Genomic DNA, 14,239 nt, shown 5'->3' on the forward strand with positions numbered 1-14,239 from the left:
ACAAAAATATTATGAAGAGATATCTACTATTGTTTTCCTTATTAATGGCCTCCTCGCCGAGTCTCTTTTACGCACAGAAAATCACTCCCCGAAAACTTCAGAAAGAAAAACCTTCATCCTTAACAATGAAGGCAGGTGCTTTTATTGATGTCAATGCAGTAGGTTATGCACCATCCGCTTATGATCCTTTACAGCTGGTCAAGGATGTATTGATTTCATCGGGAACCAATTCATGTGTTACGCCCAATGTATCAAACGTACAGGTAAGCCCGAATCTTCCGGTAACCAACGCCAACAGGTCATGGGGGTATTTCCATAAAGGAACTTCCAATTTTCCGTTTACGGATGGGATCGTACTTTCAACGGGATATGTAAATAAAGCAGGGAACAGTTATATCAGTACAACGCTGGGTGATGATTTGCCTACAGGAAGCGACCCTGATCTTGTGGCTGCTACCAGCCCTTCAGGAACGCTTAATGATGCCGTTATCCTGGAATTCGATTTTATACCGACGTCTTCCCAGGTTAAATTTAATTACCTGTTTGCGTCTGAAGAATATACAGGTTCATTCCCATGCAGCTTCTCCGATGCATTTGCATTGCTGTTAAAGCCTACAGCCGGCGGACCTTATGTGAATATGGCCATTTTGCCGGCGCCCGGTACAGGCCCTGTAAGTGTCACCAATATCCACCCTCAAAACAGTGATTCCGGATTTGATATGGGATGCGGTGCACCTAATGTATCCTTTTTCTCAGGATATAATTCAGCAGCCATCGAAACCAATTTCAACGGACGGACAATTCCTTTACAGGCTACGGCTACCGTAGTTCCGGGGCAGTCCTATCATTTTAAAATGGTTCTGGCAGATGCCCTGGACAGCAGTTTTGACTCTGCCGTATTCTTAGAAGGAGGATCATTCAACATCGGTGTAGAACTGTTGAATCCTTCAGGCGGAACGCTGCCGGAGGAAATTAATGTCTGTGATAATGTACCTCAGGTAATTACCGCTTCCGTAAGCGACCCTAATATGAATTACCAATGGTATTTCAACGGGGTGGCCATTCCGGGAGCAACAACGCCTACCATTACAGCTACCCAACCCGGTAATTATGAAATCCAGGTATCATTTCCGGGGAATCCCTGTCCGGGAAAAGCAAATATCAAGATCAACGGAGGAACAACGCCTGCGGCTGTGGATGCTTCATTACTGCTGTGTACAACACCGGACATCACATGGTTTGATCTGAGTACTGCAATGGCATCAATCAGTACTACTCCGGGAGCTGTTTTCCATTTTTATGAAGATCAGGCAGATGCGGTTGCCCAGAATAATGATTTTATTCAGGATATTCTGCATTACAACGGAAATGACGGCCAGACCCTGTATGTTGTTGTGTCAAACGGAGGCTTCTGCAGCAAGATGGTAGAACTGGATTTACTGAAAGAAGCTACCCCTGTAGCAAGTCTTGTGGCTTCAGAAATAAAAGTGTGTCCGGGAGAAACGGTAAATTTTACTGCTACCGGAGGAACAACGTACGAATGGGCTAATTTTTCAGGTACCGGAGGCGCGCAGTCAGCTACCGTTTATAATACCACTACTTTTTCAGTATATGCTTTGGGGCCTAAAGGATGCAGATCATCGCTGCCTGCTAAAATTACCGTGGAAGTTGTTCCTGAGCTTACTTCTCCGTTAAGCGATGTGGAAATGTGCGAAGGAGACCGTGTAACCCTTGATGCGGGAGCAGGACCTAATTATACCTACTTGTGGAGTACCGGTGCTGTTACCCAGACAATTAATGTAAACCAATGGGGAATTTATACGGTAACGATCAACAACGGATACTGTGAAAGGACATTTACGGCTAAGGTGATGGCAGCAGCATCTCCGTTTGTTACTGATGTAGATTACAGCAACAATACATTAACGATAACGGCAGAAGTCCCTATGATCAACAATATTCCGCAGACGGTAGAATATTCTGTTGACGGCGGTATATCCTGGCAGCAGTCTAATGTATTTCCGGGTCTTCTGAATAACGCCACTTATCAGATTCAGGTAAGGACAGTAGGGACAAGCTGTGTGGGAGCATTGGAATTTTTTACCTTGCATTTAGCCAATATCATCACTCCAAACCAGGATGGTATTAATGATACCTTGGATCTTACATCTCTGGGAGCATTCAATAATTTTACAGGATCAGTTTATGACCGGTATGGCTCGGAAATCTTCAGGTTTTCAAAAGACAAGCCGATCTGGGACGGAACTTTGGTAGGGAAGCGGTTGCCGACGGCTACTTACTGGTATAAATTCAATTTCCAGTATCCTAAATCAAAAGCGAATATGAGCCAGTCCGGATGGATCATGCTTAAGAACAGAGAATAAATAATCAGCAATAGATAATATAATGCAAGTTAAAAGCCCTTCAGTTTTCTGAAGGGCTTTTATTTTCATTTGAATATCAGCTTTGAATTTAAATGCTCAGAACTTTTAACCTCTTACTCAATAAACAAGAATATTTTCCAAATATTCCGGCTGATTACTGATGTTCTTTCCAAAGTCGCGTAAAGGAAATAAAGTCTGCGACACTCAGCTCTTCCGCTCTTTTATCCATGAATTCGTGGTCTTTTAATGCTTCGGGGATCTGCAGAATCTTTAAGGCGTTGGACAGTTTCTTTCTTCTCTGGTTAAACCCGGCCTTTACAATCTGTTTGAATAACACTTCATTTCCTGCCAGTCCCTCTTTCGGATTCCTGGTAAGCCTGATGACCCCGGACTTTACTTTCGGCGGCGGATTAAATACGTTTTCATGAACCGTAAAAAGGTAGGAAGTATCATAATATGCCTGAATCAAAACCGTAAGGATACCGTAATCTTTAGTTCTGGGAACCGCAGCCGTCCTTTCGGCAACTTCCTTCTGGAACATGCCGACCATTTCAGGGATCAGCTCATAATAATCCACGATCTTGAAAAGGATCTGTGAAGAAATATTATACGGGAAATTCCCGATGATGGCAATCTGTTCTCCTTGGGTAAACTGAAAATCCTGTTTAAGAAAATCTCCAGAAAAACTTTCTTCCGTTATTTTGGAATAATTGTTTTTCAAGTATTCAATAGACTCGTTGTCAATTTCTGCGAGGTAGATGTGCTGGTCTTTTTCCAGCAGGTATTTGGTCAGGACACCCATCCCGGGGCCTACTTCCATGGTATTGCGGTAGCCTTCAAAACTCAGGCCTTCCACAATGTTTTTTGCGATGTTTTCATCCGTCAGAAAGTGCTGACCAAGATGCTTTTTTGCTTTTACACTCAATATCTTTATGATTTTATTAACAGTGATTTTCTCTTTTTCGTTCCCAAATTTCGGAAGTTTTTTTCTATTTTAGCCAAAAATTTTAATATTAATGGCTAAATCTGTAGATGAGTTTAATAAGAAAAGGCTTAGGTCCAGCAATATTACAGTAGTGATAAGTATTGCCTTAGTGTTATTTCTGTTAGGATTAATGGGACTTATCCTGATTAACGCTCAGAAATATTCTGATTATATCAAGGAACAGCTGGTTGTCAATGCATATTTTGATGAAAACTATGATGCAAAAGACTCTGTAAAGATTGCTAAAATGGAAGCTGAGGTATACAAGGAAATCCAGACCCTGGCTCCTGTAAAGAAAGCTACGTATATCACCAGGGAAATGGCATCGCAGGAAGCTAAAAAAAGCATGGGAATCGATACGGATGCGCTTTTCGAAGAAAATATCTTTCCTTCATCTATAGAAATTGCCTTGAAACCGGAATATGTAGACCCTGCAAAAATTGATGCAGCCTTAAAGGTGATCAAAGCGGTTCCAGGAATCATTGATGTAAAGAATGACAGTACCTTGATGGTAGATGTATACAATAACCTGAGCAGAATCCTTAAGTGGATCTTAGGGTTTTCCGTATTGTTTTTAATCCTGGCGGTGGTGCTGATCAACAATTCCATCCGTCTGAAAATATTCTCCAAAAGATTTATCATTAAAACCATGCAGCTGGTGGGGGCGAAGAGAAGGTTTATCCTTAAGCCGTTCATCATAGAAGCGGTCATTCTGGGGGCTATCGGTTCTGTGATAGGGCTCTTGGCCTTATTCGGGGTATGGTATTATTTTACAAGCCAGATCGGCTCTGCCTTCGTGCAGGATACCAATCAGTATTTCTGGCTGGTGTTACTGGTGATCGGAGTAGGTGTTCTTATTACCGTGCTCAGTACGATTGTGGCTACCTGGAGATTCCTGAGATCAAATGTTGACGACTTATATTATTCTTAACAATGAGCAAAAAAACAAATAAATTTTCGGCTGACAGCTTCGGTAAGCAAACTACTGAAGCTCCGAAAGAAAACACTTTCTATTTTGGAAAACAAAACTTTAAGTGGATGCTGATCGGTTTTGCCTGTATCGTGGTAGGCTTCCTTCTGATGATGGGCCCCGATGCCAATACCGTAGACGGGAAATATGATCCGAATTCATGGAATGACGGTATCTTTTCCATCCGCAGGATCAGAATTGCGCCGATGTTCGTGGTTGTCGGTTTTGTCATTGAAGTGTACGCGATTTTAAAAAGAAAATAATAATTAATACAATTTTTTAGAGATTAAAAAATTCGGGAATTCAGAACGTAATGTTTGGATTTCTCAATTTCTTAATCTCTATTTTTATACATCATTATGGATTTATTCAAAGCAGTACTCATTGCCATTATCGAGGGCCTTACAGAATATCTTCCCATTTCTTCCACTGCACACATGGGGTTTACGGCCAGCCTTTTAGGACTGCCGGAAGATGAATTTCTGAAGATGTTCCAGGTTTCAATTCAGTTTGGGGCCATACTTTCCGTGGTCGTAGCCTACTGGAAAAAGTTCTTTGATCTGAAAAACCTGCAGTTTTATGTAAAGCTGGCTTTCGCTGTTATTCCGGCTTTGGTACTGGGGTATCTGTTTGATGATGCCATTGAAGCCGTTCTGGGAAACCAGATTGCTATTTCTGCTGTCCTGGTTCTTGGCGGGGTCATTTTGTTATTTGCAGACGAATGGTTTAAAAATCCTAAGATTGATGATGAAAAAGGCATTACCGTAAAAAAAGCAGTCACCATCGGCTTCTGGCAGTGCCTTGCCATGATGCCCGGAACAAGCAGGAGCGCCGCATCCATTATCGGAGGTATGTCACAGGGTCTCACAAGAAAGGCAGCTGCAGAGTTTTCATTTTTCCTGGCCGTTCCTACGATGCTGGCCGTTACGGTATATTCGGTTTTTGTGAAAACCTGGGGAAAGGAAACTGCAATGCCGCAGAAAGGGTATGAGATGATCATGGCATCACAGGAGCACATCACTGTTTTTATTATAGGCAATGTGGTGGCATTTATTGTCGCATTGATTGCGATTAAAGCATTTATCGGAGTTCTTAATAAATATGGTTTCAAACCATGGGGATGGTACCGTATCTTCGTAGGTGTGGCTTTACTGATCTATTTTCAATTTTTTAAATAGAAAACAACAGTAAGTTTTAAAATTTACCATTACCTCTTACCCATTATTTATAAATCAATGACAGCTGAAGAACTACAGTCGGGACATATATTTTTATTGGACAAGCCTTTGGATTGGACCTCTTTTCAGGCGGTCAATAAAATGAAATACAAGCTCAGGAGAGAATTTAACCTTCCTAAGAAATTCAAAATCGGGCATGCCGGGACGCTTGATCCCAGGGCAACCGGGCTTTTAATTGTCTGTTGCGGAAAATTCACCAAAAAGATCCCTGAAATCCAGGATGCTCCAAAAGAATACCGGACAGAAATCAAGATCGGGGTACAGACCGAGTCTTACGATACTGAAAAGCCGGAAATCCTGCACCAGGATATTTCGCATATCACAGAAGATCAGATTAAAGCAGCGATTGAAAAATTTACCGGAGAAATTGATCAGACACCGCCTGTTTTTTCTGCCATTAAAATTGACGGAAAAAGAGCCTATGACCTGGCACGGGCCGGAGCTGAAGTGGAAATGAAATCCCGCAAAACCACGATTTTATACATTCAGGATATAAACATAGACATGCCTTTGGTGAGTTTTACGGTAGGCTGCTCAAAGGGGACCTATATCCGCAGCCTGGCACATGATATAGGACAGGAACTGGGCGTAGGTGCTTACCTTACCCAGTTAAGAAGGACAAAAATAGGGGATTATACTATTGAAAATGCAACTTGTGATTTCCTGAATAATGATTTCAGGTTTGAAAACGATAAAAATTAATACATGAAAAATATATTTTTACTGATTTGTTTCTGCAGTTCCCTGCTGTTTTTCTCTCAGGAAAGAACATCAAAACCGGTCATGGGGTTTTACTTTAATCCATCGGTACATGTCGGATTCAATTTAGCCAGAGAAAAAGAAATTCCGAATACAACCCAGTATATCGAATCCCAGCCCCCTAAAAAGCTTACCTATGGAGTAACAGCTATCGGCGGGTACCATTTTCTGCCCAACCTTGCTTTGGGCGGCGGCCTCAGATACAGCTTTATAGGGGATAATTATCATTTGGTCTATGTTGTCATACAGCCTAAGATTATTTTTAACCCGGGAGACCGTCCGTTTTTTATTGAGCTGAATTACGGTAAACAGCTTAATAATGCGGTTGTTTCCGATTCTGAGTTCTGGGGAGCCAGGCTGGGGATACAGGTTTCTTATTCCAAAAGATTAAGCCAGGAAGGCGGCGTGGTTCTGGAAGGCCATAGATTAAATGGTGTCAATCCGTTTTTTATCGGATTGAGTTATGGAATTACCATTTTCAGCAATAAAAATTATACCGGTTACGGAGAAGATTAATGGAAAAAACACGGATCAATAAATACTTATCAGAAGCAGGATACTGCTCAAGAAGGGCAGCCGACAAGCTACTGGAAGAGGGAAGGATTACAGTCAACGGGACGGTTCCGGAAATGGGGACGAAAGTTTCCGATGAAGATGTCATAGAGGTAGACGGAAAGCCTATCCGCGATCCTGAAGAAAAACATGTGTACATTGCCTTCAACAAACCTGTAGGCATTGTGTGTACTACCGATACCAAACGTGAACAGAATAATATCATCGAATATATTAACCATCCTAAAAGGATCTTTCCGGTCGGCCGGCTGGATAAGCCGAGTGAAGGCCTGATCCTGCTGACCAGCGACGGTGATATCGTCAACAAGATTCTGCGCTCAAGGAACAACCACGGGAAAGAATACATCGTGAGGGTAGATAAACCGCTTACGCCGAAGTTCCTTGATAAAATGCGCAACGGCGTTCCGATCCTGGATACGGTCACCAAAAAATGCGAAGTGGAAAAAATCGATGAGATGAATTTCCGCATTGTACTGACCCAGGGACTGAACCGCCAGATCCGCAGGATGTGCGAATACCTCGGCTACGAAGTAAAAAAACTGAAACGCATCCGGGTTTTGAATATCAAGCTCGACCTTCCTGTCGGGAAGTGGAGGGACCTTACCGAAGAAGAACTTGCCGCATTAAATAAAATGCTGGAAGGGTCCAGCAAGACATTTGATTGACAGGAGTAACCTTGTCAGGGTTCAAAACCCTGACGAGGTTATTTTCATTTTAAATACAGTTTCATTCTTGCTTCATATTCCGGTTTCGCTTTCAGGAGTTTCCAGATTTTCCGCTCATCCTTTTCGCTGATCCGGTAAAAAATAATTTTATCGGCAGAATATTTAAAATAAGGATGGTTTTTCAGCCATTCTTCCGGGGCATCTGTTAAAGTATATCTTGGGACATCGGCTGTATTCAGCGGTGCTGTGGAAAGAAGTTTTTTTACCAGTTCCGTATCAATATTGTAAGTCGTAAGGATTTGCTCTTTGTTCATAAATCCGCCCAGTTTCCTCCTGAACCCGATGATGGATCCGGCACTTCTTTCATCCAGCCCGAATTCCAGAAGCTGCTTAAAGGTAATGGCATTGAGATCTGTTTTTGAGAAATCTGTTTTTTCCTGCTGTATTCCGGTTTTCTGAACAGGTTTATTAACCAATGCTGAAGGATTCAGCTGTATAAACGGTTTAAGCTCCGTGAATTTTTCAGCAGAAATCACAAAGCACTTTTCAATATCTTCCAGACTTTTAAAGCTGCCTTTCAGGTTCCTGTCCCTGTAATTGATGATGGTTTGTGCCTGTCTGTCGGAAAAACCGAAAGATTTCCATCCTTCCAGATCTGTTGTATTGGGATCGAAGGGGTGATACTGAGCTTTCATTTTATGGGATCCGGCTGGTTTCGGATAGCGGCTGAAGCTGTAGGGTGTTTTTTCCGGAAGCATCAGATAAGGGGAAAGCACTTTATAGTTTTCTTCATTGATGATAAAACATTCCTTAAACTTTTCCTTGCTCACAAAGCTCCCGCCCAGGAAACTTTTATATTTCAGGATTGCGGCGGCCTGTCTTTCACTAAAACCCATTTCCACCCAGTCATGGGCCGTGTACTCATCAGGATTGAATTTCCCGGAAATATTGATCGAGGTCTTTCCGGAAGCGGTAAAATTCTTTGATTTGACTTCCTTATTCGTCTCCGGAAGCAGAATATAATGATTCAGTTCACCAAATTTTTCTTCCGAAACCGCAAAGCATTTTCTGAACTGTTCTTTGGAAAGAAATCTCCCGCCGACTATTTTTTTATAATTGAGGATGGTGGCCGTCTGCTTTTCGGTAAATCCTAAATTCTGCCACTGTTTTTCATCCAGTTCATTGGGATCAAATTCCGTGAGATTCAGCAAGGCGGAATCAGGATCGGATGTTATAAATTTCACTTCGGGAAAATTTTCTTTTCCCGTACCGGTATAATTCTGAAAGGCAAAGAGAATAATCAGTATCATTCCCATAAAAGCCAGCTTCTGGTAATATATCTTTTTCATGCCTAAACTTAACCATTATAGCAGGCATAAGCAATAAGTCCATAGCAATTGAATTATTTCACGCTATACATTCAGTTTAAATGATTTAAAATATAAACTGCTGAAATAAAACAGATTAAAATTTTTAACTATTCACTGTCTTTTTCTGCCAGGGAATCTTTCAGTTTCAGAAGTTCGGCCTTTACAAATTCAAGCCTGTCGATAAGCGTAATGGTCTCGGAGATCCTGCTGTTGGTGGTAAGGGCAACTTTAGCGCCGTCCAGCGTGTAGCCTTTTTCTTTAACCAGATGGTAGATCATCTGGAGGTTCTTGATATCTTCCGGAGTAAAATACCGGTTGCCTTTTTTGTTTTTCTTAGGTTTAATGATCGGGAATTCCTGTTCCCAATACCGTATCAGTGAAGCATTGACATCAAAGGCCTTGGCCACTTCTCCTATGGAATAATACAGTTTATCGGGTAAATTGATCTTCATTGTCAGAATCTAATCATCAAAGATAAATATTTTTTAAATTTAAGGATCAATACAATACGGAAAAAGTGGGTTTTAACTATCATAAGGTAAATTTTCATACAGACCGGAAAGAACATCCATTATTATTAAAATCAAAGAAATCGGGGATTTTTAAATTGATTGATTGCAGTCCCAAAATAAGAAAAAATCGTAAATTGTATGCTTTAAAATAGAATGAAGTATGAAAAATATCCTGCGTACGGGCTATATTGGTTTGGTTTTCGTATTGGCTAACTGCCAATCATTAAATACCACAAATATGTTTTATGAAGATCGTAAACCGGATAGGGTTTCGGACAAATTCAGTTTTGCAGAAGGCCCGTCTTCGGATAAAGAAGGAAATGTTTATTTTACGGACCAGCCTAATGACAAGATTTATTACTGGGACTGGAAAACCAATACGGTGAATGAGTTTATGAACCGGACAGGCCGGGCCAACGGGATGCATTTTGACAAGGACGGCTACCTTATCACCTGTTCTGACCATAAAGGGGAAATCTGGAAAATTTCAAAAGATAAAAAAACAGAGGTTCTGCTGAACCACTTTGAAGGCAAAAGGCTGAACGGCCCCAACGATATCTGGAATGATGCCCACGGCGGCATGTATTTCACGGATCCGTTATATGAAAGAGACTACTGGGTAGATTTCAAGCAGGAAACGCCGCATAAAAGCCTTTATTACAGGAGCAAGGACGGTGAAGTGAAAAAAATTGAAACATTTACACAGCCTAATGGCATCATAGGAAGCGAAAAATTTAAAAAACTCTATGTTTCTGACATTGAAGCCGGCAAAACCTACGAATATGATATTTTAGAAGAAGGAAAATTGTCTGAAAAAAAGCTGTTCTGTGAAATGGGTTCAGACGGAATGACACTGGATAAGCACGGGAATCTTTATCTGACAGGAGACGGCGTACATGTCTTTAACCGTGAAGGGCAGAAGATCCATCACATTCCTGTCAATGAAGAATGGACTTCCAATGTAACGTTCGGCGGGAAGCATCATGACATACTCTTTATCACGGCTTCAAAATCAGTGTATACCTTACCCACAAAAGTAAAAGGCGTAAGATAAAACGTTCATGATTTTATTATTGATATAATCATAATCAGATAATACAGAAGAAGCGGGCCAATGCCCGCTTTTATGATTAAGTCAAATTAATTGTCAATTGCCAATTGCCAGACAAAATTTAAAGATTGTAATTAATTAGTACGCAACTTCCATTTTTATTTTTTTACCCTTCAGTTTTTCATTGCCCAGCTTTCTTAGCAGCATATTCACTTTATTTCTGGAAACGGCAACATAGGAAGTGGTATCTTTTACCTCTATCAGGCCTATGTCTTCCTTCTGGAGTTCACCTTTTTTAATCAAATAGCCTACGATATCCACCTTATTGACTTTGTCTTTCTTTCCGGCACTGATGTAAACCGTCTGAAACGGCGTTTTCTCCGGAACTTCGGTAAATCCCTCAACACTTTCCTCAGGCGTATTGCTTTTGATAAACGGGAAATTCTCTTCCGCAGTCATGATTAGATAAGCGGAACCTTTGGCATTCATCCTCGCCGTACGCCCGTTCCTGTGGATAAAGGCATCTTCTTTCGGAGGCAGCTGATAATGGACAATCGATTCCACTTCAGGAACATCCAGGCCCCTTGAAGCCAGGTCGGTGGTAATCAGAATCCTTGCAGAATCGTTCCTGAATTTCAGTAAAGCCCGTTCCCTTTCATCCTGTTCCATCCCGCCGTGGAAGGTTTCCCTGTCGATTCCTTTTTCACGCAGAAGTTCGGAAATCCGGTCAACCGCTTCACGGTGGTTGCAGAAAATCAGGGTTCTTTTGTTCCCGATTTTACAGATCAGATTAAATAAAGTATCGAGTTTCTCCTCGGAGATCGTCATTACTTTTCTTAACTGAATATCCGGTTTTACTTCGCTTAGTTTTAAAAAATCAATGGTTTTTTCATTTTTCAGGCCCGTGAACTTTGGAATTTCGTCCATTGCCGTTGCCGACGTTAAAATTCTTTGCGAAAGCCCTTTCAGGGAGTTGGAAATGAACTCCATGTCTTCATGGAAGCCCAGCTCCAGTGCTTTGTCAAACTCATCCAGTACCAGGGTCTGAATGGTTGCCGGGTCAAAATTATTATTTCTTAAATGATAAACCACTCTTCCCGGTGTTCCGATTAAAACTGCCGGAGCTTCAGTTAAATTATTGACTTCAATCTTTTTATCATGGCCTCCGTAACATACGGAAACTTTAAAATCCGTCCCCATGGATTTGAAAACCTGCTCAATCTGCAAAGCCAGTTCCCTTGCCGGAACCAGGATTAGAGCCTGGATCCCTGAAGCCTCTTTTGTAAGGTTCCGGAGCACAGGAAACAAAAAGCCCAGCGTTTTCCCTGAACCGGTAGGCGAGAGCAAAACAACATCCTGATTGTTCTCCGTGGTTTTATAGGTAGATTTCTGCATCTGGTTCATGTCCTGAATCTGCAGTTTCTGATAAATTGATTGTAGTTCCATGGTGCAAAGGTAGTAATTTAGCTTGCAGGTAGAAAATGATAAGTTTCCAGAAGTATGGCTGAATGCATTTCTTTGTCCTGCCCGGTTTTGCTGTTGGGCTAAATAAATATGATAAATTTGTAAATTTAACGGATGAAAATCTACAAAGACTTCACATCTTATAATCAGGAAATTGGTTTGTCAGAACCTCTGGATAATGACATAGATGTTGGCTATTACGACCCTCTGAAAATAACTGTCGCCTGTGAAGCCGTTGTTGTGGATTTTTACAGAATTTCCATTAAAATTAAATACAGGAGAAAATCAACTCCTGACGTTGAGCCGGTTTCAGCCATATTTTTCAATACACCGGATTTGATCATAGAACCTGGATGGGATGCTGAACCTACTTATACGGGAATGTATCTGCAGCTTTCAAAAAAAATTATTGAAGAAAACAGGTTTTTGTTTAAAACGTATTTGGATTACGGACAGCACGAAGCCTTGTATTTAACCGATGACGAGGTGGAAGACGTGAGCACCGTTTTCAGGTTGATGTTAAAATACCATGACAGCGAAAAAACAAATTTCAGTGTTTTGATTTCCTATGTGAATGTGCTGGTGTCATTGGTAGAGGCATTCTACAAAAGACAGTTTTCTACCGACCCGAAACAGTATAATCATATCATTACCGGTTTTCAGCAAAGCTTGGCAGACTATTATAATCAACCTGTAAAACAACTTCCAAGTGTGCAGTATTTTGCAGATAAATTGGGTCTGACCGCCAATTATCTGGGTGACATCGTAAAACATTTCACGCAGAAATCAGCTTTGGAAAATATCCATGATTTTGTAATAAAGAGAGCCAAAGAATTATTGTTGGAAAATCAAAAAATGAATACGGCCGAAATAGCCTACGCACTTGGTTTTGAATATCCGAACTACTTTTCAAAATTCTTTAAGAAGCAAGTTAGTCTTACGCCCAGGGAATTTCGGTTGCAAGCGATGAACAGAAACCCAATATAGAAAAACGCCTTCACAAGAGGCGTTTTTTCGCAATCAGTAATTTGTTTCTTTTTTTGTGGTAATCTGTTTCCGCGGGTCTGCTTTTCTAAAAATACCTTTGTTTAATAATTTAAACATCACAAAATGGAAGACAGTAAAAATAAAAACAACAGCGAAAATTCACGTAGAAAATTTCTTCAGCAAAGTGTAATTGCCGGAGCAGGATTGATGCTTGTGCCTGCTTTGATGTCTGCATCAACAAAAGATTCAGCAAACAATGAAATCAACAATCATAAAAAAGATAAAATGGCTACAAGGAATCTTGGAAAACTGAAAGTGTCAGCATTGGGAGCGGGTTGTATGAGCATCAGTGCTAATTATGGTGCACCTGCAAAAATAGAAGAAGGCATCAAAACCCTCCGGAAAGCATATGAAAATGGCGTTACATTCTTTGATACTGCCGAGGTTTACGGTCCTTATACCAATGAAAAATTGGTGGGGGAAGCATTAAAACCCTTCAGAGATAAAGTTGTGATTGCTACTAAATTTGGTTTTGAAATTGGTGCGGCTAACATCACTTTAAACAGCAGACCCGAACACATTAAAAAAGCAGTTGAAGCATCTTTGAAACGTCTTCAGACCGATCATATCGATCTTTTGTACCAACACAGAGTTGACCCAAATGTACCAGTTGAAGATGTTGCGGGAGCAGTTAAAGATTTAATACAACAAGGAAAAGTGTTGCATTTCGGTTTGTCTGAAGCAAATACTGCAACTATCCGGAAAGCACATTCGGTACAGCCTGTTTCCGCTATCCAGACAGAATATTCTTTTATGGAAAGAAGCGTAGAAAAAAATGGGGTATTGGATTTATGTGAAGAATTGGGAATTGGTTTTGTGCCGTGGGGACCGCTTGGAATGGGATATTTGACAGGGAAACTAAACGCACAAACTCCTTTTGATAATAAACTGGACTTACGTTCAGCCTTCGAAAGATTTACTCCTGAAAACCTGGCTACAAATATGCCGATTGTAAATCTGCTGAATCGTTTTGCATCCGATAAAAATGCAACAACATCACAAATTGCATTAGCTTGGTTAATGGCTAAAAAACCTTTTATCGTTTCCATTACCGGAACCAGAAATATCCCTCATTTAAATGAAAATTTAGGAGCGTACGATGTTCAATTATCTGCATCGGAATTTCAGGAATTGGAAACGGAATTTACAAAATTGACAGTGTACGGCGGTAGAATGAATGCTATGCAAATGACTTTTTGCCAATAACTTCAATACGATGGC

14 protein-coding genes are annotated in these 14,239 nt (G+C 40.9%); 10 read left to right on the forward strand and 4 right to left on the reverse strand.

The window, feature by feature from the left end; genetic code table 11:
- The first annotated feature begins 11 nt into the window (after positions 1 to 11).
- Entirely contained in the window at positions 12 to 2,384 is a 2,373-nt protein-coding gene (locus SD427_RS06050) for a choice-of-anchor L domain-containing protein (protein WP_320560379.1), read from the forward strand.
- Positions 2,385 to 2,538: 154 nt separating this feature from the next.
- On the opposite strand, the gene rsmA is transcribed toward SD427_RS06050, so the two are convergent.
- The gene (rsmA, locus tag SD427_RS06055; RefSeq protein WP_320560380.1) at positions 2,539 to 3,309 is read right to left on the reverse strand and encodes a 16S rRNA (adenine(1518)-N(6)/adenine(1519)-N(6))-dimethyltransferase RsmA; all 771 of its coding nucleotides are present in this window, start codon (positions 3,307 to 3,309) and stop codon (positions 2,539 to 2,541) included.
- A gap of 91 nt (positions 3,310 to 3,400) precedes the next feature.
- On the opposite strand from rsmA, the gene SD427_RS06060 reads away from it, so the two are divergent.
- The 6 genes from SD427_RS06060 to rluF all read left to right on the forward strand — a co-directional run bounded on the left by SD427_RS06060 (position 3,401) and on the right by rluF (position 7,574).
- Positions 3,401 to 4,300, forward strand: a complete 900-nt coding sequence (locus SD427_RS06060) for a cell division protein FtsX (protein WP_320560381.1) — start codon at positions 3,401 to 3,403, stop codon at positions 4,298 to 4,300.
- A gap of 2 nt (positions 4,301 to 4,302) precedes the next feature.
- Entirely contained in the window at positions 4,303 to 4,602 is a 300-nt protein-coding gene (locus SD427_RS06065; RefSeq protein WP_320560382.1) for a DUF3098 domain-containing protein, read from the forward strand.
- A 96-nt stretch (positions 4,603 to 4,698) separates the two neighbouring features.
- Complete coding sequence (locus tag SD427_RS06070; protein WP_320560383.1) at positions 4,699 to 5,517, forward strand: undecaprenyl-diphosphate phosphatase; 819 nt, start codon at positions 4,699 to 4,701, stop codon at positions 5,515 to 5,517.
- A 57-nt stretch (positions 5,518 to 5,574) separates the two neighbouring features.
- Positions 5,575 to 6,279 carry a tRNA pseudouridine(55) synthase TruB gene (truB, locus tag SD427_RS06075; protein WP_320560384.1) on the forward strand — a complete coding sequence of 235 codons (705 nt, stop codon included), beginning with the start codon at positions 5,575 to 5,577 and terminating at the stop codon, positions 6,277 to 6,279.
- A 3-nt stretch (positions 6,280 to 6,282) separates the two neighbouring features.
- Positions 6,283 to 6,852, forward strand: coding sequence for a hypothetical protein (locus SD427_RS06080; protein ID WP_320560385.1), 570 nt, complete (start codon positions 6,283 to 6,285; stop codon positions 6,850 to 6,852).
- On the forward strand, positions 6,852 to 7,574 hold the full coding sequence (gene rluF / locus SD427_RS06085) for a 23S rRNA pseudouridine(2604) synthase RluF (RefSeq protein WP_320560386.1): 723 nt from the start codon (positions 6,852 to 6,854) through the stop codon (positions 7,572 to 7,574). Before SD427_RS06080 ends, rluF begins: the two co-directional genes overlap by 1 nt.
- A gap of 44 nt (positions 7,575 to 7,618) precedes the next feature.
- Here rluF and SD427_RS06090 read toward each other — a convergent pair whose 3' ends face one another.
- Positions 7,619 to 8,923, reverse strand: coding sequence for a helix-hairpin-helix domain-containing protein (locus SD427_RS06090; protein WP_320560387.1), 1,305 nt, complete (start codon positions 8,921 to 8,923; stop codon positions 7,619 to 7,621).
- 128 nt (positions 8,924 to 9,051) lie between these two features.
- Positions 9,052 to 9,396, reverse strand: coding sequence for a MerR family transcriptional regulator (locus SD427_RS06095; protein WP_320560388.1), 345 nt, complete (start codon positions 9,394 to 9,396; stop codon positions 9,052 to 9,054).
- 220 nt (positions 9,397 to 9,616) lie between these two features.
- Here SD427_RS06095 and SD427_RS06100 point away from each other — a divergent pair, with 220 nt between their 5' ends.
- Positions 9,617 to 10,510, forward strand: coding sequence for an SMP-30/gluconolactonase/LRE family protein (locus SD427_RS06100; protein ID WP_320560389.1), 894 nt, complete (start codon positions 9,617 to 9,619; stop codon positions 10,508 to 10,510).
- A 135-nt stretch (positions 10,511 to 10,645) separates the two neighbouring features.
- Here the strand turns inward: SD427_RS06100 and SD427_RS06105 are convergent, their stop codons facing one another.
- A complete protein-coding gene (locus SD427_RS06105) occupies positions 10,646 to 11,953 on the reverse strand; it encodes a DEAD/DEAH box helicase (RefSeq protein ID WP_320560390.1) in 1,308 nt (435 codons plus the stop codon).
- A gap of 132 nt (positions 11,954 to 12,085) precedes the next feature.
- Between SD427_RS06105 and SD427_RS06110 the strand changes: the two genes are divergently transcribed.
- Together SD427_RS06110 and SD427_RS06115 are read left to right on the forward strand one after the other, a co-directional pair.
- Complete coding sequence (locus SD427_RS06110) at positions 12,086 to 12,958, forward strand: helix-turn-helix domain-containing protein (protein WP_320560391.1); 873 nt, start codon at positions 12,086 to 12,088, stop codon at positions 12,956 to 12,958.
- Between the two features lie 123 nt (positions 12,959 to 13,081).
- On the forward strand, positions 13,082 to 14,224 hold the full coding sequence (locus SD427_RS06115) for an aldo/keto reductase (protein WP_320560392.1): 1,143 nt from the start codon (positions 13,082 to 13,084) through the stop codon (positions 14,222 to 14,224).
- The last annotated feature ends 15 nt before the right edge of the window (positions 14,225 to 14,239 follow it).

This window comes from Chryseobacterium sp. JJR-5R, from assembly GCF_034047335.1.
Lineage (GTDB): Bacteria > Bacteroidota > Bacteroidia > Flavobacteriales > Weeksellaceae > Chryseobacterium.